The following is a 24,822-nucleotide window of genomic DNA, read 5'->3' on the forward strand; positions in this document are numbered from 1 at the left end:
TCCTCGGGTCGCTCAGGGGCCAGCGACCACCGGAGGCGCGCCGACCAGGTCCAGCCGGTCACCGAGGATCACCGCGCTGGCCCGGACGAGCTGGGTGAGCCGGTCCACCTCGGTGCTGTGGAACGCGGCGGCGGAGAGGGTGTCGCTGTGCTCACGGGCCACCACCAGCACCAGGCCGGCCCGGCCGAACGGCGTGATCGCGTGGTGCGTGCCGTCGGGCGTGGTCACCGACCGGCCGCGCAGCGGGGTCACCTCCGGCAGCCGCAGCGGTACGGGAGCCCGCCAGCTGGCGTGCTCGACGGTCGCCCCGCCGGTGCCTCCGGTCCGCGACGCCCAGTCCAGCGGCACCACGGCGGCAACGGCCCAGTCGGCCGCCAGCAGCCCGGGTACCGCGTCGACCAGGGTGGCCAGCCCGTCGGCGGGGTTCGCCGCGACCTGGGCCAGCAACTCCGCGTCCTGGCCGGTGGTGGTGGGCGCGCCGATCGCCCGCCACACACCGTCCACCCGGACGCCCGGAATCGCCGCGAGGCCGGCCAGCAGCCGCTCCACCCGGGCCGCGCCCGGCCAGACCACCGTGAAGTCGTCCACCGCGCGCCCGCCGAGCCGCTCCAGGACCACCACCTGGACGATGTCCGCGCCGGATACGCCCAGCGTGCGGGCGACCTGGCCGAGGGTGCCCGGACGGTCCGGCAGGGTGACCCGAACTCGCAGCAACATGTCTGTCCCTCCGCTCGGCGGGCCGGCAGTGGCCGGCAGGGCTGGTCCCAGCCTGGTCCGTGACCATTTCGTCCCTGTTGCAGAGGCATGTCCCGAGGGCAAAATCCGACCTTGACAACGTGAGCCGGCTGCCATCAACTAGTCGGATGACCGATCCGGCCGTCGATGCGATCCGGCCGGGAGCCGTTCCGGCCTCGCCCGCCGGGCTGGACCTGGCCCGGCTCGCCGACTATCTGGCAGAGCACCGCCCCGAGTTGGCCGTCGGCCCGCTGCGGGCCCAACTGATCGCGGGCGGCAAGTCCAACCTCACGTACCTGCTACGCCTCGGCGACCGCGAGGTCGTGCTGCGCCGGCCGCCGCTGGGGCACGTGCTGGCGACCGCCCACGACATGGCCCGCGAGTTCCGGGTCATCTCGGCGCTGGCGCCGACCGATGTGCCGGTGCCGGGTGCGTTGCTGCTCTGCACGGACCCGGAGGTGCTCGGCGCGCCGTTCTACCTGATGGAGCGAATGCCCGGCGAGGTGTTCCGCAACCGCCACCAGACCGACCCGCTGGGCGACGAGCGACGCCGGGCCCTCGCAATGGCGATGATGGACACCCTGGCCGCGCTGCACACCGTCGAGCCGGCCGCGGTCGGGCTGAGCGACTTCGGCCGTCCCGAGGGCTACCTGGCCCGGCAGGTCCGCCGCTGGGCCGGGCAGCTCGACCGCTCGCGCAGCCGCCCACTGCCCGGCATCGACGAGCTGCGCGACCTGCTCGCGGCGACCGCGCCCGAGGGTGCGAACGCGGGCCGGATCGTGCACGGCGACTACCGGCTGGACAATCTCCTCGCCTCGGCCGACCCGGTGGCAGTGCACGCGGTGCTCGACTGGGAGATGGCCACCCTCGGCGACCCGCTCGCCGACCTGGGGCTGCTACTGACGTACTGGAACGTGCTGGGCGACAGCGAGACGACCGCCGGCAATCCGGTCGCCGACGGGCTCGGCCCGCGCGCCGGCTTCCCCACCGGCGCCGAGCTGATCGACCGGTACGCCGGGCGCAGCGACGTCGACGTCGGGCCGCTGCACTGGCACGTGGCGCTCGGCTGTTTCAAGCTCGCGGTCATCTGCGAGGGCATCCACTACCGCCACACGCTCGGGCAGACGCTCGGCGAGGGCTTCGACCGGATCGGCGACATGGTGGCACCGCTGGTCGAACACGGGCTGACCGCCGCCAGGGAGCGGTGATGGATTTCTCGTACGACGCCCGGACCGAGGAGCTGCGCGACGAGCTGACCCGGTTCCTGACCGAGCACGTCTATCCAGCCGAGGCGGTGCACGCCGAGCAGGCGGCCGCCGGCGACCCGTGGTCGCGTACCCCGGTGCTGGCCGAGCTGAAGGCGGAGGCCCGCAAGCGCGGCCTGTGGAACCTCTTCCTGCCCGACCCGCGCTACGGCGCCGGCCTGACCAACCTCCAGTACGCCCCGCTCGCCGAGCTGACCGGGCGCAGCCCGCACCTGGCACCGGAGGCCGTCAACTGTGCGGCTCCGGACACCGGCAACATGGAGCTGCTGGCCGAGTTCGGCTCGGACGCGCAGCGGGAGCGCTGGCTCATACCGCTGCTGGAGGGCGAGATCCGCTCCGCGTTCTGCATGACCGAGCCGGACGTCGCGTCCTCCGACGCCACCAACATCGCGACCCGGATCACCCGCGACGGCGACGAGTACGTGATCAACGGGCGCAAGTGGTGGTCGTCCGGTGCGATGGACCCGCAGTGCGAGATCTTCATCGTGATGGGCAAGACCGACCCGGACGCCGACCGGCACCGCCAGCAGAGCATGGTGCTGGTCCCCCGGGACACTCCGGGGGTGACGGTGCGCCGGGGCATGACCGTCTTCGGCTACACCGACGGTTCCCACGGCGGGCACGCCGAGATCGACTTCACCGACGTCCGGGTGCCGGCGGAGAACCTGATCGGCGCCGAGGGCACCGGTTTCGCCATCGCCCAGGCCCGGCTGGGCCCGGGCCGCATCCATCACTGCATGCGGATGATCGGGATGGCCGAGCGGGCGTTGGAGCTGCTCTGCCGGCGGGCCAACGAGCGGATCGCGTTCGGCCGGCCGCTGGCCGAGCAGGGCGTGGTCCGGGAGTGGATCGCCGAGTCACGGGTGCGCATCGAGCAGTCCCGGCTGCTGGTGCTCAAGACGGCCTGGCTGATGGACACCGTCGGCAACAAGGGCGCGCACACCGAGATCCAGGCCATCAAGATCGGCACGCCGGCGATGGCGGAGTGGGTGGTCGACAAGGCCATCCAGGGGTACGGCGGCGCCGGCGTCAGCCAGGACACGCCGCTGGCCGCCCTCTGGGCGCAGATCCGCACCCTGCGTTTGGCCGACGGCCCCGACGAGGTCCACCGCAACTCCCTGGCCAAGCGCGAACTCCGCCGCTGGACCCCCACCCTCGCCTGACCACGCCGCACCCCGCACCCCGATGATCGCGCTCGATCCAGGATGTAGTCCCCTCGCCCAAGCCCAACACCACTACATCCAGGATCGAGCGCGATCATGCGCGCGCTTCACCCGGTGATCATGAGGTTAGCGGTGCGTCGTGCCCGAATTGTCCCCGTCAACCTCATGATCACGCCGCGAGGGGGCGCGAGCGGGCGCGAGGGGGCGCGAGCGGGGAGGCCGGGGGTTAGGCGGAGGCGCGGTGGACTAGTTGGGTGTCCAGGAGGATGTGGGGGGCGGGGAGGTCGTCGCCTCGGATGCGGGCGACCAGCAGCCGGGCCATCTGCCGGCCCATCTCCTCCACCGGCTGGAAGACCGTGGTCAGCGGCGGATCCGCCTGCCGGGAGATCGGCGCGTCGTCGAAGCCGATCACCGCGACGTCCTCGGGCACCCGCCGGCCGGCCTCGCGCAGGGCACGCAGCGCGCCGAACGCCATCAGGTCGGAGGCGACGAAGACCGCGTCCAGGTCCGGGCAGGCATCTAGCAGCCGCCGCATGCCGGCCGCGCCGCTGCCCTCGCTGAAGTCGCCGTACGCGATCAGGTCGGGGTTGACGCCGACCCCGGTGGCCTTGACCGCCTCGGTGTAGCCGGCCAACCGGGCCAGGCCGGCGCCCATGTCCTGCGGCCCGGCGATGGTGGCGATCCGGCGCCGCCCCCGACCGGCCAGGTACTCCACCGCCTGCCGCGCGCCGCCAACGTTGTCCACGTCGACGAACCAGGCCGCCTGGGCGCCCGGTTGCAGCATCCGGGCGGGCCGGCCGCCGAGGACGGCGGGCAGGCCGCGCTCCTCCAGCAGGGTCGGCAGCGGGTCGGAGTCGTGCAACGACAGCAGCAGTACGCCGTCGACGTGCTGGTTGGTCAGGTGGTGCTCGACCCGCTCCCGCTCCACCGGCGACTGGGCCATGGCCAGCCAGAGCTGCATCGGCGTCTCCAACAGCGCGGAGCTGATCCCCCGCACGATGCCGGCGAAGAACGGCTCGGTGAAGACCCGATCACCGGATTCGGACACCACCAGCGCGACGGAGTCGGTCCGCTGGGTGACCAGCGCGCGGGCGGCCCGGTTCGGCACGTACCCCAGCTCGGCGATGGCCTGCTGGACCGCGGCCCGGGCCTCCGGGCTGACCTGGGGCGAGCCGTTGACCACGCGGGAGACCGTGCCCCGCCCGACGCCGGCGCGCGCCGCGACCGCATCGAGGGTCGGGCGCCCGAGCGACCGGGTGCGCTGCGTTGTCATCGTCTGCTCCTCCGACGGCGGGCGGACCCGGTGCCACCTGCGGGAGGTGGACACCAGGACCGCCCTGATGGCTGGCCCGAGCCTATTGTGCGGCCAGACCGTTGCGTCGGATCACCGAGGCGTACCACCTGGCACTGGACTTGGGGATGCGGACCTGGCTGTCGTAGTCGACATGGATCATGCCGAACCGCTTGGTGTAACCCCAGGCCCATTCGAAATTATCCATCAGCGACCAGGCGAAGTATCCGCGCAGGGGCACCCCGGCGTTGATCGCTTCGTGCGCGGCGCGCAGGTGGGCGTCGAAGTAGGCCAACCGGTCGACGTCGTCGACCTGCCCGTCGACCACCGTGTCGACGAACGCGGAGCCGTTCTCGGTGACGTAGAGCGGCAGGTCGGTGTACTCGTCGTGCACCCGGCGCAACGTCTCGGTCAGGCCCGGGGCGTCGATCTCCCAGTTCATGTCGGTGACCGGGACGCCGCGCGTGACGAACCGGACGTCCTCGCTACCCGGCCAGCAGGAGGGTGCCCGCCAGTACGGCTCCGGCTCGGCGCCCTCGACCGGGGCGGCGACCACGTGCCGGCTGTAGTAGTTGACCCCGACCACGTCCAGTGGCGTGGAGATGGTCGCCAGGTCCCCGTCGCGCACGTGGTCGAAGTCGGTCACCGTGCTCAGGTCGGCCACCAGGTCCGCCGGGTACGACCCGCGCAGCAGCGGGTCGAGGAAGAACCGGTTGGCCAGCGCGTCGATCCGCCGGGCCGCGTCCACGTCGGCGGGGGCGTCGCTGGCCGGGTCGACGGGGTACAGGTTGACCGTCACGCCCACCTCGGCGCTGGGCCGGGCGGTCCGCAGCGCCTGCACGGCCAAGCCGTGCCCGAGCATGAGGTGGTGGCCGGCGCGGACGGCGTCCGCTCCGTCGGAGCGGCCGGGGGCGTGCACGCCGGAGCCGTAGCCGAGGAACGCCGAGCACCACGGCTCGTTCAGCGTGGTCCAGTAGCGCACCCGGTCGCCGAGCGCGTCGGCGACCAGCGTTGTGTAGTCGGCGAAGCGGGCGGCGGTGTCCCGGGCCGGCCAGCCGCCGGCGTCCTCCAGCGGCTGCGGCAGGTCCCAGTGGTAGAGGGTGAGCCACGGCTCGATGTCGTGCGCCAGCAACTCGTCGACGAGCCGCCGGTAGAAGTCCAGGCCCTGCGGGTTGGCCGCGCCGGTGCCGCCGGGCTGCACCCGGGGCCAGGAGACCGAGAAACGGTACGACTTCAGGCCCAGCTCGGCCATCAGCGCGACGTCGCCGCCGAGCCGGTGGTAGTGGTCGCAGGCCACGTCGCCGGTGTGCCCGGCGAGCACCCGGCCGTCGGTGTGGCTGAAGGTGTCCCAGATCGACGGGGTACGGCCGTCCTCGGCCGCCGCCCCCTCGATCTGGTACGCCGCGGTCGCGGCCCCCCACAGGAAGCCGGGCGGAAAGGTCAGCCCGGGGCGCTCGTCGAGGACGCCGACGGCGGGCGGGCTGGCGGGGTTGCTCACGACTTGACGGCACCTTCCATGATCCCGCCGATGATCTGGCGGCCGAACACGATGAACACGATGACCAGCGGTACGGTACCGATCGCCGTGGCGGCGAACACCTGGGAGTAGTCGGTGTAGTAGGCGTACGACAGGAACGCCAGCGACACCTGCAGGGTGGGGTTCTCCGGGGTGAGCACCGCGTACGGCCACAGGTAGGAGTTCCACGTCTCCATGAAGGTGAGCAGGCCGAGCACGGCTGCGGCGGGCCGCAGCGCCGGCAGCACGATGTTCCAGTAGATCCGGAACGTGTTGGCCCCGTCGACCCGGCCGGCCTCGATCAGCTCGTCGGAGACCGCCTGGCTGGCGTACTGCCGCATCATGAACACGCCGAACGCGCTGACCAGGAACGGCACGGTCACCGCGTAGAGGGTGTCGTACCAGCCGAGATCCTGGATCATCCCCCAGAGCGGGATCAGTCCGAGCTGGGTGGGGATCATCATGGTCACGATGATCGACAGCAGCAGGACGTTGCGGCCCCGGAAACGCAGCTTGGCGAACGCGAAGCCGGCCAGCGACCCGGTGATCACCACGGAGAGGGTGACCACCGACGAGACGATCAGCGAGTTGATCAGGCCGGTGACGAAGTTCGCCGCGTCGTTGTCGAGCACCCGGCCGAAGTTGTCGCCGAACGAGTCGCCGGGCGTCATCGGCGGCGGCACGTCGTTGATGGCGTCCAGGCTGCGGGTGGCGATGACGATCATGTAGTAGAAGGGATAGATCGAGAAGAGCACCGCGAGCACGAGTGCGCAGTAGGTCAGCGGGCTGGTGCGCCAGAGGCGCTGGGAGGCGGAGTTCACGGCTGTCTCCTCACTTCACCGAGCGGCGGACGAGCAGGAAGTTGAGCAGCGAGAACAGCGCGATCATGATGAACATCGCCCAGGCCACGGCGGCGCCGTACCCCGCCGTGTTCAGGTTCTCGATGCCGAGCTCGTACATGTACATGGCCAGCGTCTGGAACTCCCGCTGGTCGCCACCGGTGATGTTGCCGTTGGCGAAGACCAGCGGCTCGGTGAAGAGCTGCAGTCCGCCGATGGTCGACAGGATCACCACGAAGACGAAGGTCGGGGTGAGCATCGGCAGGGTGATCCGCCAGAACTGCTTCCACTGGTTGGCCCCGTCGATCGACGCGGCCTCGTACAGGTCACGCGGGATGGCCTGCATGCCGGCCAGCAGGATCAGCGTGTTGTAGCCGGTCCACCGCCAGTTGACCATCGACGCGACGGCGGTCCAGGAGCTCCAGCGTTGCGCGTCCCAGTCCACCGGGTCGACGCCGACCATGCCGAGCAGCCAGTTGAACACGCCGAAGTCGCGTTGGAAGAGCATCCCGAACACGATCGCCACCGCGGCGACCGAGACCACGTTCGGCATGAAGATCGCCATCCGGAACACCGTCCGAGCGCGGAGGAAGGTCCGGTTCAGCAGGTTCGCCAGGAAGAGGGCGAGCAGTAGCTGCGGGACGGTGGAGAGCAGGAAGATGCCGAAGGTGTTGACCGTGGCGTTCCAGAAGTACTCGTCGGTGACGAGCGCGGTGTAGTTGTCGAACCCGATGAAGGTGTGGTCACCGACCAGGTTCCAGTCGTGCAGCGACATCCAGGCGGTCCGCAGCATCGGGTAGAACCCGAAGACGCCGAAGATCACGAAGAATGGCGCGATGTAGAGGTACGGCGAGAACTTCAGGTCCAGGCGGGTCAGCGAGTGCGCGCGGGACCGGCGCGGGGTGGACGGGTCAGGGGGCGGCGCGGCGGGAGGCGGCGGCGCCGTCGTGGCCGGCAGGCTCATGGGATTTCCTTTCCCGGCGCCGGGAGGCCGGCGCTGCGGGGTGGCACGCGGAACAGGACGCCACCGGTGGCGTCCGGACGGCTGCCCGGACGCCACCGCTGTGGAGAGGAATCAGAGGTCAGAAGGCGCCCTGGGTCTTGGCGTCCTTGGCGAACTGCTCCCAGGCCTTGTCCTTCGCGGCCTGCCCGCTCTCGTACGACCGCAGTGCCGGCTCGAAGGCGTTCTCCTTGATGCCCTGGTGCTTCGGGCCGAGGTGCAGCGGCTGGATCTTCGCCACGCTGTCGCCGAAGATCTTGCCGGTCGGGGCCTTGTTGAAGTACTCGTTGGTGTAGGCGAGGAAGTCCGGGTTCTTCAGCGCCTCAAGGTTGGTCGGCAGTGGGCCCTTGAGCTTGAACGCCGCCACCTGGTTCTGGGCGTTGGTGAGGTACTCGGCGAGCTTCGCCGCCTCCTTCTGGTACTTGCTCTGCTCCGGCACGGCGAGCCAGGAGCCGCCCCAGTTGCCCGCGCCGCCGGGGACCGCCGCCACGTCCCACTTGCCCTTGTTCTCCGGGCCGGAGTTCTCCTGGACGATGCCGAGCATCCAGGACGGGCAGAAGGTCGCCGCGAAGGTGCCCTGCTTGAAACCGGCCGACCACTCCGGCGACCAGGTCGCCGTCTTCGCGGAGATGTTGGCGTCCGCCATGGCGACACCGGTGTCCCAGGCCGCCTTGACCGACGAGCTGGTCTCGGCGACGACGTTGTCCTCCTTGTCGTAGAACAGGTCACCGCCCTTCTGGAACATCACGGCGCTGGAGGCGGTGGTGACCGAGTCGAGCATCCCCTTGCCGGTGGCCGCGCGGTACTTCTTGCCGGTCTCGATGAAGCCGTTCCAGTCCGGCCAGAGGGCGGCGACCTGGTCCCGCTCGGTGGGCAGCTTGGCGGCCTCGAACAGGTCCCGGCGGTAGCAGACCGCGAGGCTGCCGACGTCGGTGGGCAGGCCGATCAGCCGGCCGTCCGGCGCCTTGCCCAGCTCGTACTTCCAGGGCAGGTAGTCCTTGCTGTGGTCGGCGACCAGCGGAGCGAGGTCAGCCCAGTTGGCCGGGTTGGCCTTGAACTCGTTGAGGATGCCCTCTTCGAGCGCGATGACGTCGGAGGCGCCCTTGCCGGTGGCCAGCGCGCGGACGATCTTCGGGCGGTACTCGTTGAGCTGGGCGGTCTTGCGCAGCTCGACCTTGATCCCGGTGTCCTTCTCGTACTGCTTGACGATCTCGTCGTAGCCGAATTCGCCGAAGGTGTCGACGACCAGCTTTGCCGGCTTCTCGCCGGCCGCCGGCTCGTCGTCGTTGCCGCAGGCCGCGAGACCGCCGATTGCGGTGATCGCGGCCAGGGCAGCGGCCGCCAGGCGGGTACGCCGCGTGGTGACACTCATTCGCTGACCCCTCTTTCCGGTGGTGAGGCTGGGTGGGTGTGGTGGGGGGTGCTTGCCGCGCCGGATCCGAGGAGCGTGGGTGACCCACGACACTCCCGGGAGCGCTCCCATGAGATTGCCGGCGGGTAACGGGGGTGTCAATAGGTCGATGGGAGCGTTCCCAGATCGTTACCGCCACCGGCCCGCCAGGCGCCTCACCCCACAGTGGGCGGCGCGGCAGGAGCGAGCGGTGGGTGGCGCGACGTCAGCAGAAGCGGCGCAGGAGGGTGTTGGTGCGGCTGGCGTCGAAGCGGGACGGGTCGAACGTGGAGCCTGCCCAGTCGCGCAGCATCGCCTGCTGTGGGTCGTCGAGGTCCGCCGGATCGCCCTGCTCGGCCAGCGCGACCAGCAGCGCGCGGTAGCCCAGCGGCCCGCCGATACCCTCCGGCGGGCAGGCCCGCTCGCCGTCCAGACAGAGCGGGTACCGCTCATCGGGGTCGGCGGTCAGCGCGTCCTCGACCACCAGGTCGTGCTCCCACCAGTCGCCGAAGTCGTAGGTGTAGGAGAACCGACTGCCCTTGCCGAGGACCGCGTCCAGCCGGACGTCCAGCTCGTCGTGCAGCGCCAACTCCCCGTCCGGGTCGGGCTCGCCGTACTGCACAGCGTCGATCTCGAACGAGTGCAGGTGGCAGTCGCGCCAGCCCATCGCGTGCTGGACCACCCGGTGCAGTCGGTCCAACGTGTAGCCGGCCGGGACGAGCACCCGGCGCCACACCGGCGGGCGTACGCCGGCGAGGGACATCTTCAGCTGGAAGATCTGACGCGGCATGCTGTCCCTGTCCTCCCGCGGCTTAGGCTTCGAGCATGATCTGCCGAGCGTGCCGGGCCCGGCGACACGACGAATGCCCGGGCCGGAACTGGTGCGACTGTCAGCACCGTACCGCCCGACCGACCCCTCCGGTCACTGGTCCGGCCAGCGAATGACCGTCGGAATCCCGATCCGACGGCTCTGGCCCGAGCCGTCCGAGCTGCCGCTCGACGACGCCGCACTGACCACGCTCTACGGCCGCGCCGACCGGCCCCGGCTGCGGATCAACTTCGTCTCCAGCCTGGACGGCGCGGTCTCCGTGGACGGCTACTCCGCCGGGCTCTCCGGCGAGCCGGACAAGCGGGTCTTCGGCCTGCTGCGGATGCTCTGCGACGCGCTGGTGGTGGCCGCCGGCACGCTCCGGCACGAGGGCTACCGGGCGGTTCGGCTCGACGAGCGCCGCCGCGCCTGGCGCCGCGCGAACGGGCTGGCCGAGTACCCGACGCTGGTGGTCGTCTCCGGCACGCTCGACCTGGACCCCGCGCAGGCCGCCCTCGCCGACGCGCCGGTACGCCCGATCGTGCTCACCCACGCCGGCGCCGACCCGCCGCCCGGTCTGACCGACGTCGCCGACGTGCTGCCCTTCGGCGCGGACCGGGTCGACCTGGCCGCCGGGCTCGACGAGCTGCACCGGCGTGGGCTGTCCCAACTGCTCTGCGAGGGTGGCCCGCACCTGTTCGGCGCGCTCACCGCCGCCGACCTGATCGACGAGCTGTGCCTCACCGTGTCGCCGCTGCTCGCCGGCCCGGGCCCGGGCCGGATCACCGCCGGCGCCGCCACGCCGCCCCGGCAGCTGCCGCTGCGGCACGTACTCGCCGCCGACGACGGCGTTCTCATACTCCGCCACGCCCGCCCGTAACAGCCGACACCGCGACGGGCCGTCGCCGGTCGCACACCCAGCGTCGTGAGCGCGACGGCGGATGGTGTCGTCCGCCGCGTCGCGTGGCGACCTGTCGTACTCCTCGGGCAGGATGCACCTCATGCGCCCCGACCGTGATGCCCGACCGACCCGAGTCGCCCGATGACCGACGACGGCCCCGACGGCCTCGACAGCCCGGGCCAGCCGGTCGGCCGGGTGCTGGGCACCGCCGACGCCACCCCGTTGCAGTTCTGGACGGCCGTGGCGCCCGGCAGCTACCTCCAGCTCGACGACGTGGTGGTCACCCGGCGTGAGCTGCCCGACCGGGAGCCGGTGACGATCGCCGGGGTGGTCACCCAGGTCCGGGCCCGGCACGAGGGTGCCCAGTTCGACTCGGACGTCTTCGCCATCGCCGACGGCACGCTGCCGGCGCAGGTGCAGGAGGCGGCCGAGGTGACCACCACCCGGGTCGATCCGGAGTTCTACGTGCCGCCGACTCCCGGCGCGGTGGTGCACCGTGCCGAGGGTGACGCGCGGGCCCGGGCGCTGCACTTCGACCGGATGGAGCGGCGCATCCCGATGGGGATGGGCCGCGACGGGGTGCCGGTCTACCTCAACGCCGACTTCCTCGACGGCAGCCGGGGCGCGCACGTCTCCATCTCCGGCATCTCCGGGGTGGCCACCAAGACCAGCTTCGCCACCTTCCTGCTCTACTCGGTCTTCCGCTCGGGCGTGCTGGGCGGCGACGCGGTCAACGCCAAGGCGCTGATCTTCAACGTCAAGGGTGAGGACCTGCTCTTCCTCGACCACCCCAACACCCGGCTCGACGAGCCCACCCGTGCGGCGTACGCGAAGCTGGGGCTGACCGCGGGCGCCTTCCCCGACGTGCGGGTGTACGCCCCGCCCCGGGTCGGCGACTCCGCCGGCACACCGGACGTGAGCAGCCGCCTCACCGGCGTGGACGCCTTCTACTGGACGCTTAGCGAGTTCTGCGCAGACCGGCTGCTGCCGTACGTCTTCGCCGACGCCGACGACGAGCGCCAGCAGTACACGATGGTGGTCCACTCGGTCACCGCGCACCTGGCCCGGTACGCCCAGCCCGCCGACGGTGGGGTGAGCATCGACGGGGTCCGGCTCGGCTCCTACGGCGACCTGGTCGACCACATCGTCGACCAGCTCAACGACGACGAGACCCGCTCCGACTGGGCGGGCAGCGCGGTCGGCCTGGGCACAGTCAACGCGTTCGCCCGGCGGTTGATCGGCAGCAAGAAGGACCTCGCCCGGCTGATCCGCGGCGACCTGACCACCCGCCGCCCGCACTCGATCAACACCAGCGAGTCCGCGCAGGTCACCGTGGTCGACCTGCACAACCTTCCGGACCGCGCCCAGCGCTTCGTGGTCGGTGTGACGCTCAAGAGCGAGTTCGAGCGCAAGGAGAAGTCCGGCACCGCCAAGCCGCTACTCTTCGTCGTCCTCGACGAGCTCAACAAGTACGCCCCCCGGGAAGGCTCCTCGCCGATCAAGGAGGTCCTGCTGGACATCGCCGAGCGGGGCCGTTCGCTCGGGGTGATCCTGATCGGCGCCCAGCAGACGGCGAGCGAGGTGGAGCGGCGGATCGTCACCAACTCGGCGATCCGGGTGGTCGGCCGGCTCGACCCGGCCGAGGCCTCCCGCCCGGAGTACGGTTTCCTGCCCCCGGCGCAGCGGCAGCGGGCGCTGCTGGCCAAGCCGGGCACCATGTTCGTCAACCAGCCGGACATCCCGGTGCCGCTCTGCCTGGAGTTCCCGTTCCCGGCCTGGGCCACCCGGGTCTCCGAGGCGGGCCGGGCTCCATCGGAGACGCTCCGCTCGATCACCCAGTCCGCCGACCCGTTCGCCGTGGTGGGCTCCGGCGGCGGCACCGACGACGACATCCCGTTCTAGGGGTGGCCCGGTGAGTCCCGCAGTCGCGCAGCACGGAAGGCAGCCACGGTGAAGATCCTGCACACCTCGGACTGGCACGTCGGCAAGGTGCTCAAGGGGCAGTCCCGGGCCGAGGAGCACAAGGCCGTACTGGCCGGCGTGATCGACATAGCCAACGCCGAGCAGCCGGATCTGGTCATCGTCGCCGGCGACCTCTACGACACCGCCGCGCCCACCTCGGAGGCGACCCGGCTGGTCACCCGGGCGCTGACCGCGCTGCGTCGCACCGGCGCGGACGTGGTCGCGATCGGCGGCAACCACGACAACGGCCCGGCACTGGACGCGCTGCGACCCTGGGCGGAGGCCGCCGGCATCACGCTGCGCGGCGGTGTGCGGGAAAACCCGGACGAGCACGTGATCGACGGCACCACCGCCGGCGGCGAGCGGTGGCGGCTGGCCGCGCTCCCGTTCCTGTCCCAGCGGTACGCGGTGCGTGCACTGGAGATGTACGAGTTGACCGCCGCCGAGGCCAACCAGACCTACGCCGACCACCTGGGCCGGGTGCTGGGTCGGCTCACCGAGGGCTTCACCGAGCCGGACCGGGTGCACCTGGTCACCGCGCACCTGACCGTGACGGGCGCGGCCACCGGCGGCGGCGAACGGGACGCGCACACCGTGCTCGGCTACGCCGTGCCGGCCACCGTCTTCCCCGCCACCGCGCACTACGTGGCACTGGGCCACCTGCACCGGGCGCAGCGGGTCGTCGGCCCCTGCCCGGTGCGCTACAGCGGCAGCCCGCTCGCGGTCGACTTCGGCGAGCAGGAAAACATCCCTTCGGTGACGCTGGTCGAGGTGACCGCCACCACCGCCGCCCGGGTCCGCGAGGTGCCGGTGACCGCGGCGAGTGCGCTACGCACCGTGCGGGGCACCCTGGCCCAGCTCGCCGAGATCGAGGCACCGGACGCGTGGCTGCGCGTGTACGTGCGGGAGCAACCCCGCGCCGGCCTGCGCGAGGAGATCCAGGAGCTGCTCCCCCGGGCGCTGGAGATCCGGATCGACCCGGAGCTGCTCGCCGCGCCGGGCAGCGGCGCCCGCATCGCGCAACGCTCGGGGCGCTCGCCCCGGGAGTTGTTCGCCGACTACCTGGACAGCCGGGGCCACGCCGACGACGGCGTCCAGGAACTCTTCGACGAGCTGTTCGAGGAGGTCGATCACTGATGCGTCCCATGCGGTTGGACATGGCCGGGTTCACGGTCTTCCGGGACGACACCACGGTCGACTTCACCGACGCCGACTTCTTCGCTCTGATCGGCCCGACCGGCTCGGGTAAGTCCACTGTGCTGGACGCCATCTGCTTCGCCCTCTACGGCATGGTGCCGCGCTGGGGTGGTGCCCGAGGGCTGGCCAACGCGCTTGCGCCGTCTTCGACCGAGGCCCGGGTGCGGCTGGTCTTCGAGTCCGGCGGCGCCCGGTACGTGGCCACCCGGGTGGTACGCCGGGACGGCCGGGGCAACGTCAAGACCGCGAACGCCGGGTTGCAGCTGATGCCGGCCGGCTTCGACGTGACCAAGCTGGACACCGGGTTGAGCCCGGACGACCTCGGTGAGGTGGTGGCCGGCACCCCCGCCGAGATGGAACAGGCGGTGCTGGAGGCGGTCGGGCTGCCGTACGAGCAGTTCACCAGCTGTGTGGTGCTGCCGCAGGGGCAGTTCGCCGACTTCCTGCACGCCAAGCCGGCGACCCGACAGCAGATTCTGGTCAACCTGCTCGGCCTCGGCGTCTACGAGGACGTGCAGAAGCGGGCGACGGCGCGTGCCGCGCAGGCGGAAGCCCGGTTGGACGCGGTCGACCAACTGCTGGCCGGGCTCACCGGCGTGGACGACGAGGCGCTGGCCGAGGCCGACGCCCGGGTCGACCGGATGGCCGAGCTGGCCGCCGCGGTGACCGCGGCCGTGCCGGAGCTGGCAGCGGCCCGGGCCACCGCGCGGGAGGCGGCCGGTGCGCTGACCGCCCTCGACGACGAGCTGACCGTGCTGACCGGGGTGCGCGCGCCGCGCGGCGTGGCCGAGGTGGCTCGTGCGGTGACCGAGGCGCGGGCCGAGGCCGAGGCGGCAGCCGCCGGCGTCTCGCTGGCCGAGGAGCGGGAGGAGAAGCTGCGCGGCGAGCTGGCCGGCGCCGGGGACGAGAGCGCGCTGCGACTGCTGCTGCGGGCGTACGACGATCGGGACCGGCTGACCGGCGAGGCCGAGACGGTCCGCGCGGCGGTGGGTGCGGCGAACGACGAGCACAGCGTGTCGGTGGCCGCGCTGGCCGCCGCCCGCGCCGACGCCGAGCGGGCCGAAGCGGAGCTGGAGGCGGCCTTCCGGGCGCACGAGGAGGCGAAGGCCACCGACCTGGCGGTCAGCCTGCGGGTGCACCTGCATCCCGGCGGGCCCTGCCCGGTCTGCGAGCAGCCGGTGACCGAGGTGCCGGCGGTGCCGGCCGACTCGGCGGTGGCCGCCGCCACGGCGGCCGGCAAGGCGGCGCGGGCCGCCACCAAGGCCGCCCAGGCGACCGTGCAGCAGCGGGACACGGCGGCGCGCGACCTGGAGCGGCTGCTGGTGCAGGCCAGGGCCCGGCAGGAGCAGTTGGACGCCCGGCTGGCCGACCTTGACGGGCAGCTCGTGGGCGCGGCCGAGCCGGCCGCGCTGCGCCGGGAGCTGGCCGAGCACGCGCGGCTGCGGCGCGCGCTGGAGGAGGCGGCGACCGCCGTCCGGGCGGGCCGGGACAGCGCCCGCCAGGCCCGCGCCGGAGTGGACTCGGCGCAGGAGCGGCTGCGGGCGACCTGGCGGGGCTTCGACACCGCCCGCGACGGTCTGGCCCGGTTCGGTCCGCCCGCGACCGACCGGGACGACGTGGCCGCCGCGTGGGCGGCGCTGACCGGCTGGGCGACGGCCGAGGCGGAGCGCCGCCGCGCCGACCGGGCCGGCCGGGCCGCCGTCGTGGCCGACGCCGAGGCGGCCGCCGACGCCGTGCAGCGGCGGATCGCCGACATCTTCGCCGCCGCGGACGTGCCGGTCGCGGACGATCCGGTGCACGCCGCGACGGTGGCGGTGGAGCGGGCCGACGCCGACCGACGCCGGCTGCGGGAGCGCCGCGAGCAGGCTGGGACGCTGCGCGAGCAGCGCACCGGGCACGAGCGGGAGGCCCAGGTGGCCCGCGCGCTCGCCGGGCACCTGCGGGCCAACAACTTCGAGCGGTGGCTGCTGGCCGAGGCGTTGGACCTGCTGGTCGACGGCGCGTCGGGGATCCTGCGGGAGCTGTCGTCCGGGCAGTACGAGCTGGTGCACGACAAGGGCGAGTTCTTCGTGGTCGACCACCACGACGCCGGGCTGCGCCGAGGTGTGCGCACCCTCTCCGGCGGCGAGACGTTCCAGGCGTCGCTGGCGTTGGCGCTGGCGCTCTCCGAACAGCTCGCCGGGATGTCCACCACGGCGGCGAGCCTGGAGTCGATCGTCCTGGACGAGGGCTTCGGCACGCTGGACGCGGCCACCCTGGACACGGTGGCCGCCACCCTGGAAAACCTGGCCGCCCGGGGTGACCGGATGGTCGGCGTGGTGACGCACGTGCCGGCGCTGGCCGAGCGGATCCCGGTCCGGTTCGAGGTACGCAAGGACGCCCGCTCGGCGCGCGTGGAACGGACCGGCCGGTGAGCGCAGCGCAGCGGAGCCCCTCAGTCGCGAACGAAAGGCTCATTCGGTGACTGACGCCGCGTTCTTCGTCGACTCGTGGGACCCGGCGTACGGGGCGTCGTTCGAGGCGTCCGCTTCCGGGCCGGCGACGCCGAGCAGCGCGCAGGTCGACGCGGACGTGGAACTGCCCGCCGTGGACTGGCGGGCGATCGGGGTACGGCCGGGGGTGCGGGCGCCGGACGTGGTGCTGCTGGTCGACGGGGTACGCCGGATCGACGCGAGCATCTGGACGGCCGAGGCCGACGGCGCGTCGTTCCCCGGGCTGGCCGCCTCGTACGCGGCCGGGGTGGTTCGCTGCGACCTGGGCCGGGGCGCGGCGCAGCTGGCCGGTACCCGGGTCGGTCGGGGTCTGTTCACGGCCAGCCCGTCGGCGCAGGACGTGGTGGCGGGGGCGATCCGCTACCCGGTGCACCGGGTGGGCGGCACCGGTGAGCTGGCCAAGCTGCCGGCCGCCGTGCAGGGCCCGCTGACCGCGCTGGAGGTGGCGGTCTCCGACGCCGCCCGGGTCGACGGCGATCTGCTGGTGGTGGACGGCCCGTTGCGTAGCCGCCGGCAGTTGCCGCGCACGCTCGGCTACATCAAGACGCAGCACAGTCAGTACCTCGACGCCCGGCTGACCACGGTGGTGACCAGCCTGGCGCCCGGTGAGCGCTCGCCGGTGTTCCGGCTCGGCACGGCCTGGGGTGGCTGGTCGTGGTATCTGCGGCTGCCGGTGGCGCTCGGCGCGCCGTGGGCGGGCATCGTCCGGGTGGAGTGCTCCGCCGACCTGCCCATCGAGGCGGCGATCGAGCTGGCCGACCTGTCGCTGGTCACCCTGCCCCGGTTCGCCTCCACCCCGTACAAGGACCCGAGGGCCCCGCAGAACCTGATCCCGATCGCCGGCCTGGAGCGCCGCCTGCGGGCACTGCTCGGCGATTCCCGGCTGCTGCACCGCGCGTTGACCGCCGCGGCCCGCGCCGCCCGCTGAGCGCGGATACTGGTTGCGATGGGACGCAAACGGGCAGGTGACCGGCTGGTCGAGCAGGTGGACACCGGGCAGGCTGAGCTGCTGCCGGACCCGGACCGGCCCGGCTCGTGGACGCTGCTGCTGGACGGCGCGCCGCAGTCGCACGTCGATCTGACCGACCCCACCCACCTGGAGTTCGAGTACGTCCGGCGGCTGGCCGCCGCACTGGATCTGATCGCACCCGCCGGCGAGCCGCTGCGGGTGCTGCACCTCGGCGGCGGCGCGCTGACCCTGCCCCGGTACGTCTCCGCCACCCGGCCCGGCTCCACCCAGCGGGTGTCCGAGGTGGACGGTGCTCTGGTGGAGCTGGTCCGCCGGGCGCTGCCCTGGCCGACCGACGCCCGACTGCGGGTCCGGGTCGAGGACGCCCGGGCCGTGCTGGCCGCCACCCGGGACGCCAGCTACGACGTGGTGGTCGCCGACGTGTTCGCCGGTGCCCGCACCCCGGCCCACCTCACCTCGGTGGAGTACGCCGCCGAGGTGGCCCGGGTGCTCCGCCCGGCGGGCTGGTACCTGGCGAACCTGGCCGACGGCCCGCCGCTGCGGCACGCCCGCGGGCAGGTTGCCACGGTCCGCTCGGTGCTGCCCCAGGCCTGTCTGGTCGGGGACGCGGCGGTGCTGCGCGGCCGGCGGTACGGCAACCTGGTGCTGGTCGCCGGGCGGACCACGCCCCCGGTGCCCGAGCTGACCCGCCGGGCGGCCGGCGACTGGTTTCCGGGCCGGGTGGTGGCCGGCGACGAGCTGGACCGCTTCGCCAGCGGTGCGCCGGTGGTGCGGGACGCCGACGCCACGGGCTCCGATCCGCCACCGCCGGGCCTGTTCTCCGTCCGCCGCTGACCGGCCCGTCCGAGGGCTGTGCAGAAACTTTTTTCGCGGTTCGTTGATCCGCTCGGGGGTGGCGGTGCGTACCACCGGGCGGCCCACCTCGTGGGCCGGCGTTGGTCACGGACACCCCGGAGGTCTGCATGCACGCGGTGGCGGCCGGTTGGCATGGCGACGCGGTTCGCGCGGACTGGTTGTCCGCGCGGTCCTCATCGCGGCCAACCTCGTCTGCCCGAGGGGTCGACGCCCGAGCGACCTCTCGCCAGAATGGTCCGGTGACGCCGCGACCGGCGCCCGGGCGCCATCAGGCGACGTCAACCGAGGCGAGCCACTCCGACCAGTTGATCCGGCTGCTCTACGCCGAGCACGCCGGTCCGTTGCTGATGTTCGTCATGCGGCTCACCGGGGGGGACCGGCAGCGCGCGGAGGACATCGTCCAGGAGACGTTGCTGCGGGCCTGGCGCAACGCGCACCGCCTCGGGGCGCAGGGGCAGGGTTCGCTGCGGCCGTGGCTGGTCACCGTGGCCCGCCGCATCGCCATCGACGAGCACCGCAGTGAGCAGGCCCGGCCGCCGGAGACGTACGACCGGGATCTGACCGCGTTCGCCGAGGCGGACAGCACCGACCGTGTGCTGCGCACCATGACGGTGGCGGACGCACTACGTACGCTGAGCCAGTCGCACCGCGAGATTCTGATCTCGACGTACTTCCGGGGGCGGACGGTGCCGGAGGCCGCCGAGGAGTTGGGGCTTCCACTCGGCACCGCCAAGTCACGGGTCTACTACGCGCTGCGTGCGCTTCGCACGGCTCTGCAGGAGCGGGGGGTGACAGAATGAGCCGGCCAGAACATATGGACGTCGCCGCGTACGCGCTCGGCGTACTCGACGAGCAGGACACCGAGCGGTTCGAGGAGCATCTCGCCACCTGCTGGGCGTGCGCGGCCGAGCTGGAGACGATGGTGCCGGTGGTCGGGCTGCTCTCCGACATCGACGGCGAGACGATGATGGCGCTGGAGCAGACCGCCACCGACCCCGCGTTGCTGGACCGGACGCTGGTCGCGGTCCGGGCCGACCGGCGGCGCACCCGGTTCCGCCAAATGCTCGCCACCGCTGCGGCGGTGGTGGTGCTCGGCGGCCTGACCGGGTTCGGCTTCGTCAGCCTGACCGACAGCGAGCCGCCGGGGGTGCTCGCCGAGTCGACGCCGAGCGCGCCGACGAACGATCCGCCGACCGGCGGACCGACGGGCGGGCCGACCGGCCCGGGCGTCGGCGGCACCGAGGAGGAGGGCGACCAGGTCGACGCCACCGACCCGACCACGGGCGTGCAGACGACGATGTTCCTGGTCACCCGGGATTACGGCACCCGGATCAACTTCAACCTGCGGAAACTGCCCGGCCCGCGGACCTGCCGACTGGTGGTGGTGCGCAAGAACGCCTCCACCGAGGTGATCTCGACCTGGTCGGTGCCGGCCGGCGGTTATGGCACCAACACCCGGCCACAGGGCCTCGAACTGAGCGCCTCGACATCGGCTCCGGTCGGCGACATCAAGCAGCTCCAGGTGCAGTCGGTGGACGGCAACGGGGTGGCCAGCCCGCTGGTCACGGTGCCCATGTAAGTCGCGTACCGCGTCGGCGCCGGCCATTTTCACAATGGCCGGCGCCGATCTGTCGTTGTACGGGAAAGGTCCCGTGCAGTGCCATACGGACGACCGCCCGAATCGGTTCAACCAATTCAAGTGAAATTGACCACTGTTACTACTTCAACCTTGACAGCCCTCCTGCCGTACCTATGGGTGAACTGCCAAGAATGAGGAGGGCACGTGGCACAGATGAAGCGGACCGTCATCGTCGTGAGCGCGATGGTCGCACTAACGGCCTGCGCTCCCGCAGGTTACGACGGGGCGAACCCGGGCGCGGCCGAGCCGGTCGCCGTTGCTGCGGCCGAGCCCACCGCAACGGCTGAACCCGAGGCCTCGGCGTCTGCGGAGGCCCCGGTGGCCGACGCGCCGCCGCCCGCGAACGTCGACCTGACCGAGCAGTTGATCGGCAAGAAGGTCGCCCGGATGGGCAGCGTAGTCACCGACCAGGACGGCTGGATCCTGTACCGCTTCGACAAGGACACCGCCGACCCGCCCGCGTCGAACTGCGTCGACAAGTGCGCGCAGGTGTGGCCGCCGGCACTGACCGACGGCAACCCGCAGCTCACCGGCGTCTCCGACGACAAGGTCGGCAGCGTCACCCGGCAGGACGGCACCCGTCAGCTCACCGTCGGCGGCTGGCCGGTGTACCGCTACATCGGCGACAAGAAGCCCGGCCAGTGGAAGGGCCAGGCCGTCGGCGGCACCTGGTTCGTGGTCCAGCCGGACGGCAAGAAGAACCTCAGCTGCCTGCCCACCTCGACGCCGAAGGCGGTCGCCCCGCCGGCCGACAGCGGGACGGGCGACGCCGGCAGCTCGGGCTACTCGTACTGAGTCCCGCTCGGCACGAGGGCGCCCTCGTTCTGAGCCCGCACGTCAGAAGGCACGGTGGTCGGTCGCAGCCGGGGAGGGCGCGGCCGACCACCGTCATGCCGGCAGGTCCGGTGCCGTCGTCACCGCCCCCGGGCCGGGGACAGCCGGCGGTTGCGCTCACTACCCCGTTCGAACTGACTGGCGATGGGGAAGTAGGCACCGAGGAACGCCTCGATGATCCTTGCCTGGTCCTCAGCCGGCACGTCGCCGTCGTGGTAGTCGTTGAGGCAGAACACGTCGAATGCTCGACCGGCCAGCAGATTGTCCAGCCGCGGCAGGTGCGCGGCCAGCCCGACGTTGGCGAAGGTGCAGCGGACCGATCCTCCCGTCGTCCGTCCGCTCATCAGACCGAAGTGATGCGCCAGGGACGAGAGCATGGATACGTCGTCGGTCGACCGGATCCGGTTGGCTGCCGTCCGCCGGACCTGCTCCGGAAACGCCGCTTCAATGTCGTAGAGGGTGCTGCGTCGGTGTGCGTGCGGAGCGTGCAGGAACGCGTGGATCAGCGTCTTGCCGAACGCTCCCTCCAGCAACCGCCGGTTGTTCTTGGCGGCCACCGCGAACGCCTCGTCGTCCGGGCCAGTGGGCGTGAGCGGGATCTGGGTGGGGCTCTTGAACGCCTTGGGCAGCCCACCCGGGTCGAAGAACATGTCGGGACCGAAGAGCCGGCCGAAGAAGACGTCGTCATTGAGGTAGACGAAGTGCTCGGACAGCCCTTCGATGTGGTGCAGTTGTGTCTCGATGGCGTGGGAGTTGAACGTCGGCAGCACGCCCGGGTCGGCGAAGATCTCCCTGTGGTCGACCATCCGGATCTTCGGATGCCCGGTGTCGAGCCAGTCCGGCACCTGGTCGTCGGTGACAATCCAGATCCGGTTCACCCACGGCGCGAAGAGATCGACCGACCGTAGCGAGTACCGAAGCTCGTCCCGACTGCGGAAGCGTTCGGCGCCCTGCAACGCGCCCTGCTCGGCGTACCCGATCCCGAGTGCCTGCGCGCGGCGGCGCGCCCAGGCCGGGTCCGCCCCGTCGACCCAGGTGTAGACGACGTCGATGGGGAAAGTGATCTCGTCGGCGAGCCGTCGGGTGAATGGTTCGACGGATCGGTAGTCACGCTCACCCACCGTCACCGCGGCGGGAGTGAGGGATTCGGCGGCCAGCCGCTCCCCCACCAACGTCCGGGTCGGGCCGCAGAGGTCCGGTCCGTCCTCGGCGGTCTGCCAGAACTCCAGGGCACACCCGTAGATGGTGCCCAGCCGCAGCGTCTGCGACAGGGTCATCGCGGGTTCGAAGACCCGCAGCCAGGCGGCCGTCGCCATGGCGGCCACCCCGACCGTGGCCGCCGCCGGCCAGACCCCCATGGTGCGGTTCCGCTGGTCGAAGGCCTCCACGTAGACCGGCCGATCCGCGTGCCGGCGGGCGAGGGCGGCCACGACGGACTGCCGGGCCTCCTCCCGTACCGCCACCCGGAATGTCGGCGACATCTGTCGGACGAGGAAGTAGTCGATGCCCCCGGCGTCGAGGCTGTCCACGGTCAGGTCCAGATTGTCCCGCGCGACCTCGTACGGCGTGGAGTCCCGGAGGCGCGTCAACTGCCCCCGCGTCCAGATCAGGTCGTCCCGTCCGGCCTCGACTCCGGCAGCCCATGCCTCCACGTCGACCTCGCCCACGCTCTGGGCGGCCGCCTTGGTCGGAACCACGTTCGGTGCCGCCCTCCGGGCCCGGTGCGCGGCCACCGCGGCGAGTCGCCGATCGGTCCACCCCGGACGGCCCCGATCAGCGAGCAGATCGGCGAAGAGCTGCTCCCACTGTGGCATCACCCGCTCGACGGAGAAGCGCTCCACATCGCGCAGTGCGGCGTGCCCCATCGTGTGCCGCAGGCCGTCGTCCTCGACGAGCTTCCGCAGAGCGGCGGCGAGTTCGTCGATGTTGTCGGCGGCGACGAGGAACCCGGTTTCGCCGTCCTCGATCACCTCACGCGGCCCGTTGGGGCAGTCGTACGCCACCACCGGTACGGCGGCGCTCATCGCCTCGATCAGGGTGAGGCCGAAGGACTCGACGCGGGACGTCACCATCGCCACCGACGCCTTGGCCCACTCGTCCTCGATGCTCTCCGTCGGGCCGAGCAGTTGGACCTGGTTGCCGAGTTTGAGGCCGGCGATGCGCTCCTCGAGGCGCGTCCGTGAACCGCCCCCGAAGATGCGCAGCCGCCAGTCGGGGTGGTCCGGGGCGATCTGGCCGAAGGCGGCGATCGCGTGCTCGAACTGCTTTTCCGGGCTCAACCGACCCGCCATCACGACGGTACGGGTCTCCCGCGTAGACCGTGGCCGGTAACCCTCCTCGATCGGGTTGGGCAGCACGACCAGCCGGGGAGCGGCGTCCGCCAGCAGTTCGGCGAACCAGTCCCGGGTGGGCCGGGAGAGCAGCGCGATCGCGTCGGCCCGGGCGGCGAAGAGCCCGAACGGCTCGCCGGAGGAGCCCCGAAGTTCGGCGACGCGGTGCTCCTGCGCGACGATCACCACGCGTCGGGGCAGCAGCGTCGCGGCGACCGCGAGCAGTGCGGGGGTGGTGGTGACCACCACGTCGGCGTCGGTCTCGCCGAGCACGCGTTCGAGCTCGAGGTCGGACAGCGCGGAGAACGCGCCCTCCCAGTGTCGCCGGACGAGCGTGCTGGGCGCGGCGGCCAGCGCCTCGGCGATGGCGTCGGGCATCCCGCCGCGCACCGGCCGGGACACGCCTCCGCGAGTGTCGATCAGGTGCACCAGCTTTACCGCGGGGTCCACCTCGAAGGGCATCTCGTCGCGGGTGCGGAGGACACCGATGACCTCCACCTCGTGCCGATGGGCCAACCAGTTCGCCTGTCGCAGGACGGTGCGTTCGGTGCCACCGATGGCATCAGCCCACGTGAGCAAATAGGTGATCTTCATGAGTTGCCGTCCGTCGGGCGGGATTGGATGGGGAGGCAGGCCAGGGCGAGGCTGCCGGCCGGGGTGAAGTAGGGGCGGACACGGACCGACCGGCCGGGCGCGGCCCAGACGATCGCCGCCGCCGGACGCAGGGACTTCTTGGGGTTGGCGAGATCGTGCAGCACGGTGCCGACACGCAGCCGGCGCGACCCGGCGTACAGCCGGACGTCGAAGATCCTCTCCCGAACGCGTCCCACCTCCGTCATCGGCGACAGCGGCAGGGCGAACCGCAGCAGTTCCGTGCCTACCGGCTCGCCGCGGACACGGAAAGACTCGCCGCCGCCCCGCGGCTCCAACCCGACCTCCACCGGCCCGTCTGGCTGCCAACCGACCGTCCGCACGTCCAGGCTCGCACCGGTCCAGTCGAGTCGGACGTCGGTCAGCTCGGCCAGCGCCCCGGGAGCCGTGACGGCGAGCGCGAGCCGGCCGGCCTGGTCGGTCAGCGGTCGGTACCGGTATCCCGAGTCGGGGCAGGGCGGCGCCGACACGGTCGGGCCCGCAGGGCGTTCGGTCGCGCCGCCGACCACCCGGACGGGATCTCCCCCACCGGACCCGCTGATGAGGCGACACTCCACCCGCCACGGATCGCCCGGGGAAAGATCCAGTCCACCCGGCCTACCGCAGAGCAGGAGGGCGGTGGACACGGCCAGACCTCCGCTGCCGTGCCGCAGGTCGGCGGGCGCGCTGAGCCGCGTACTCCCGCGGACGAGGTGCAGCTCGGCACCGACGACGTCGGCGGCGAGCGCGGACGGCACCTCGAGGTCCAGGTTGAGGGTGTGACCGTCGAGCACGCCCACGAAACGTGCCTGGATCGACGGTCCGGCCGGCAGCGCGGCCCGGAAGAGCCGTCGGGGAGCCGGTGTCCGGACGGTGCCCTTCAGCTGCGCCACCTGCCGGCTCAGTTGCCGGTCGGCCCGGCGCAGGGCGACCCGCAGCCGTGGCCAGCGCCGCAGCGCGTCGGACGCCAGATCGCGCAGATGCGCCCCGTTCATGCCCGTCCCG

At 72.1% G+C, this 24,822-nt stretch carries 20 protein-coding genes; 11 read left to right on the top strand and 9 right to left on the bottom strand.

Features of this window, described 5'->3' with window-relative positions; genetic code table 11:
- Positions 1 to 12 precede the first annotated feature (12 nt).
- Positions 13 to 717 (bottom strand): amino acid-binding protein, encoded by a 705-nt coding sequence (locus ACFY29_RS22695; RefSeq protein ID WP_328425051.1) that lies wholly within the window; start codon positions 715 to 717, stop codon positions 13 to 15.
- 146 nt (positions 718 to 863) lie between these two features.
- On the opposite strand from ACFY29_RS22695, the gene ACFY29_RS22700 reads away from it, so the two are divergent.
- Together ACFY29_RS22700 and ACFY29_RS22705 are read left to right on the top strand one after the other, a co-directional pair.
- Positions 864 to 1,943, top strand: a complete 1,080-nt coding sequence (locus ACFY29_RS22700) for a phosphotransferase family protein (protein WP_328425049.1) — start codon at positions 864 to 866, stop codon at positions 1,941 to 1,943.
- Positions 1,943 to 3,163 (top strand): acyl-CoA dehydrogenase family protein, encoded by a 1,221-nt coding sequence (locus ACFY29_RS22705; protein ID WP_386989294.1) that lies wholly within the window; start codon positions 1,943 to 1,945, stop codon positions 3,161 to 3,163. The genes ACFY29_RS22700 and ACFY29_RS22705 overlap by 1 nt, the downstream gene beginning before the upstream one ends.
- A 226-nt stretch (positions 3,164 to 3,389) precedes the next feature.
- On the opposite strand, the gene ACFY29_RS22710 is transcribed toward ACFY29_RS22705, so the two are convergent.
- The 6 genes from ACFY29_RS22710 to ACFY29_RS22735 all read right to left on the bottom strand — a co-directional run bounded on the left by ACFY29_RS22710 (position 3,390) and on the right by ACFY29_RS22735 (position 9,989).
- Positions 3,390 to 4,436, bottom strand: coding sequence for a LacI family DNA-binding transcriptional regulator (locus tag ACFY29_RS22710; protein WP_386989297.1), 1,047 nt, complete (start codon positions 4,434 to 4,436; stop codon positions 3,390 to 3,392).
- An 82-nt stretch (positions 4,437 to 4,518) separates the two neighbouring features.
- A complete protein-coding gene (locus ACFY29_RS22715) occupies positions 4,519 to 5,952 on the bottom strand; it encodes a GH1 family beta-glucosidase (RefSeq protein WP_386989300.1) in 1,434 nt (477 codons plus the stop codon).
- A complete protein-coding gene (locus ACFY29_RS22720) occupies positions 5,949 to 6,791 on the bottom strand; it encodes a carbohydrate ABC transporter permease (RefSeq protein WP_328425042.1) in 843 nt (280 codons plus the stop codon). Before ACFY29_RS22720 ends, ACFY29_RS22715 begins: the two co-directional genes overlap by 4 nt.
- Before the next feature lie 10 nt (positions 6,792 to 6,801).
- Positions 6,802 to 7,773, bottom strand: coding sequence for a sugar ABC transporter permease (locus ACFY29_RS22725; protein WP_328425040.1), 972 nt, complete (start codon positions 7,771 to 7,773; stop codon positions 6,802 to 6,804).
- A gap of 118 nt (positions 7,774 to 7,891) precedes the next feature.
- On the bottom strand, positions 7,892 to 9,181 hold the full coding sequence (locus tag ACFY29_RS22730; RefSeq protein WP_386989304.1) for an extracellular solute-binding protein: 1,290 nt from the start codon (positions 9,179 to 9,181) through the stop codon (positions 7,892 to 7,894).
- A gap of 244 nt (positions 9,182 to 9,425) precedes the next feature.
- Positions 9,426 to 9,989 carry a plasmid pRiA4b ORF-3 family protein gene (locus ACFY29_RS22735; protein WP_386989307.1) on the bottom strand — a complete coding sequence of 188 codons (564 nt, stop codon included), beginning with the start codon at positions 9,987 to 9,989 and terminating at the stop codon, positions 9,426 to 9,428.
- 151 nt (positions 9,990 to 10,140) lie between these two features.
- On the opposite strand from ACFY29_RS22735, the gene ACFY29_RS22740 reads away from it, so the two are divergent.
- From ACFY29_RS22740 to ACFY29_RS22780, 9 genes are all read left to right on the top strand, one after another.
- A complete protein-coding gene (locus tag ACFY29_RS22740; RefSeq protein WP_386989310.1) occupies positions 10,141 to 10,887 on the top strand; it encodes a pyrimidine reductase family protein in 747 nt (248 codons plus the stop codon).
- A gap of 162 nt (positions 10,888 to 11,049) precedes the next feature.
- Positions 11,050 to 12,810 carry an ATP-binding protein gene (locus tag ACFY29_RS22745; RefSeq protein ID WP_328425033.1) on the top strand — a complete coding sequence of 587 codons (1,761 nt, stop codon included), beginning with the start codon at positions 11,050 to 11,052 and terminating at the stop codon, positions 12,808 to 12,810.
- Between the two features lie 48 nt (positions 12,811 to 12,858).
- Positions 12,859 to 14,007: an exonuclease SbcCD subunit D gene (locus ACFY29_RS22750; protein WP_386989313.1), complete on the top strand. Its 1,149-nt coding sequence runs from the start codon at positions 12,859 to 12,861 to the stop codon at positions 14,005 to 14,007.
- Entirely contained in the window at positions 14,007 to 16,481 is a 2,475-nt protein-coding gene (locus ACFY29_RS22755) for an AAA family ATPase (protein WP_386989316.1), read from the top strand. Before ACFY29_RS22750 ends, ACFY29_RS22755 begins: the two co-directional genes overlap by 1 nt.
- A 46-nt stretch (positions 16,482 to 16,527) precedes the next feature.
- Entirely contained in the window at positions 16,528 to 17,487 is a 960-nt protein-coding gene (locus tag ACFY29_RS22760) for a hypothetical protein (protein ID WP_355603434.1), read from the top strand.
- 18 nt (positions 17,488 to 17,505) lie between these two features.
- Positions 17,506 to 18,363 carry a fused MFS/spermidine synthase gene (locus tag ACFY29_RS22765; protein ID WP_355603437.1) on the top strand — a complete coding sequence of 286 codons (858 nt, stop codon included), beginning with the start codon at positions 17,506 to 17,508 and terminating at the stop codon, positions 18,361 to 18,363.
- Between the two features lie 128 nt (positions 18,364 to 18,491).
- Positions 18,492 to 19,184 carry a sigma-70 family RNA polymerase sigma factor gene (locus tag ACFY29_RS22770; RefSeq protein ID WP_328425023.1) on the top strand — a complete coding sequence of 231 codons (693 nt, stop codon included), beginning with the start codon at positions 18,492 to 18,494 and terminating at the stop codon, positions 19,182 to 19,184.
- Positions 19,181 to 19,963: an anti-sigma factor family protein gene (locus tag ACFY29_RS22775; protein WP_386989321.1), complete on the top strand. Its 783-nt coding sequence runs from the start codon at positions 19,181 to 19,183 to the stop codon at positions 19,961 to 19,963. Before ACFY29_RS22770 ends, ACFY29_RS22775 begins: the two co-directional genes overlap by 4 nt.
- 204 nt (positions 19,964 to 20,167) lie before the next feature.
- Positions 20,168 to 20,818 (top strand): hypothetical protein, encoded by a 651-nt coding sequence (locus tag ACFY29_RS22780; RefSeq protein ID WP_386989324.1) that lies wholly within the window; start codon positions 20,168 to 20,170, stop codon positions 20,816 to 20,818.
- Positions 20,819 to 20,937: 119 nt separating this feature from the next.
- Here ACFY29_RS22780 and ACFY29_RS22785 read toward each other — a convergent pair whose 3' ends face one another.
- Positions 20,938 to 23,781, bottom strand: a complete 2,844-nt coding sequence (locus ACFY29_RS22785; RefSeq protein WP_386989327.1) for a stealth conserved region 3 domain-containing protein — start codon at positions 23,779 to 23,781, stop codon at positions 20,938 to 20,940.
- Positions 23,778 to 24,812 carry a hypothetical protein gene (locus ACFY29_RS22790; protein WP_386989329.1) on the bottom strand — a complete coding sequence of 345 codons (1,035 nt, stop codon included), beginning with the start codon at positions 24,810 to 24,812 and terminating at the stop codon, positions 23,778 to 23,780. The genes ACFY29_RS22785 and ACFY29_RS22790 overlap by 4 nt, the downstream gene beginning before the upstream one ends.
- Between the last annotated feature and the right edge of the window lie 10 nt (positions 24,813 to 24,822).

The organism is Micromonospora sp. NPDC000668, assembly GCF_042897975.1.
Lineage (GTDB): Bacteria > Actinomycetota > Actinomycetes > Mycobacteriales > Micromonosporaceae > Micromonospora.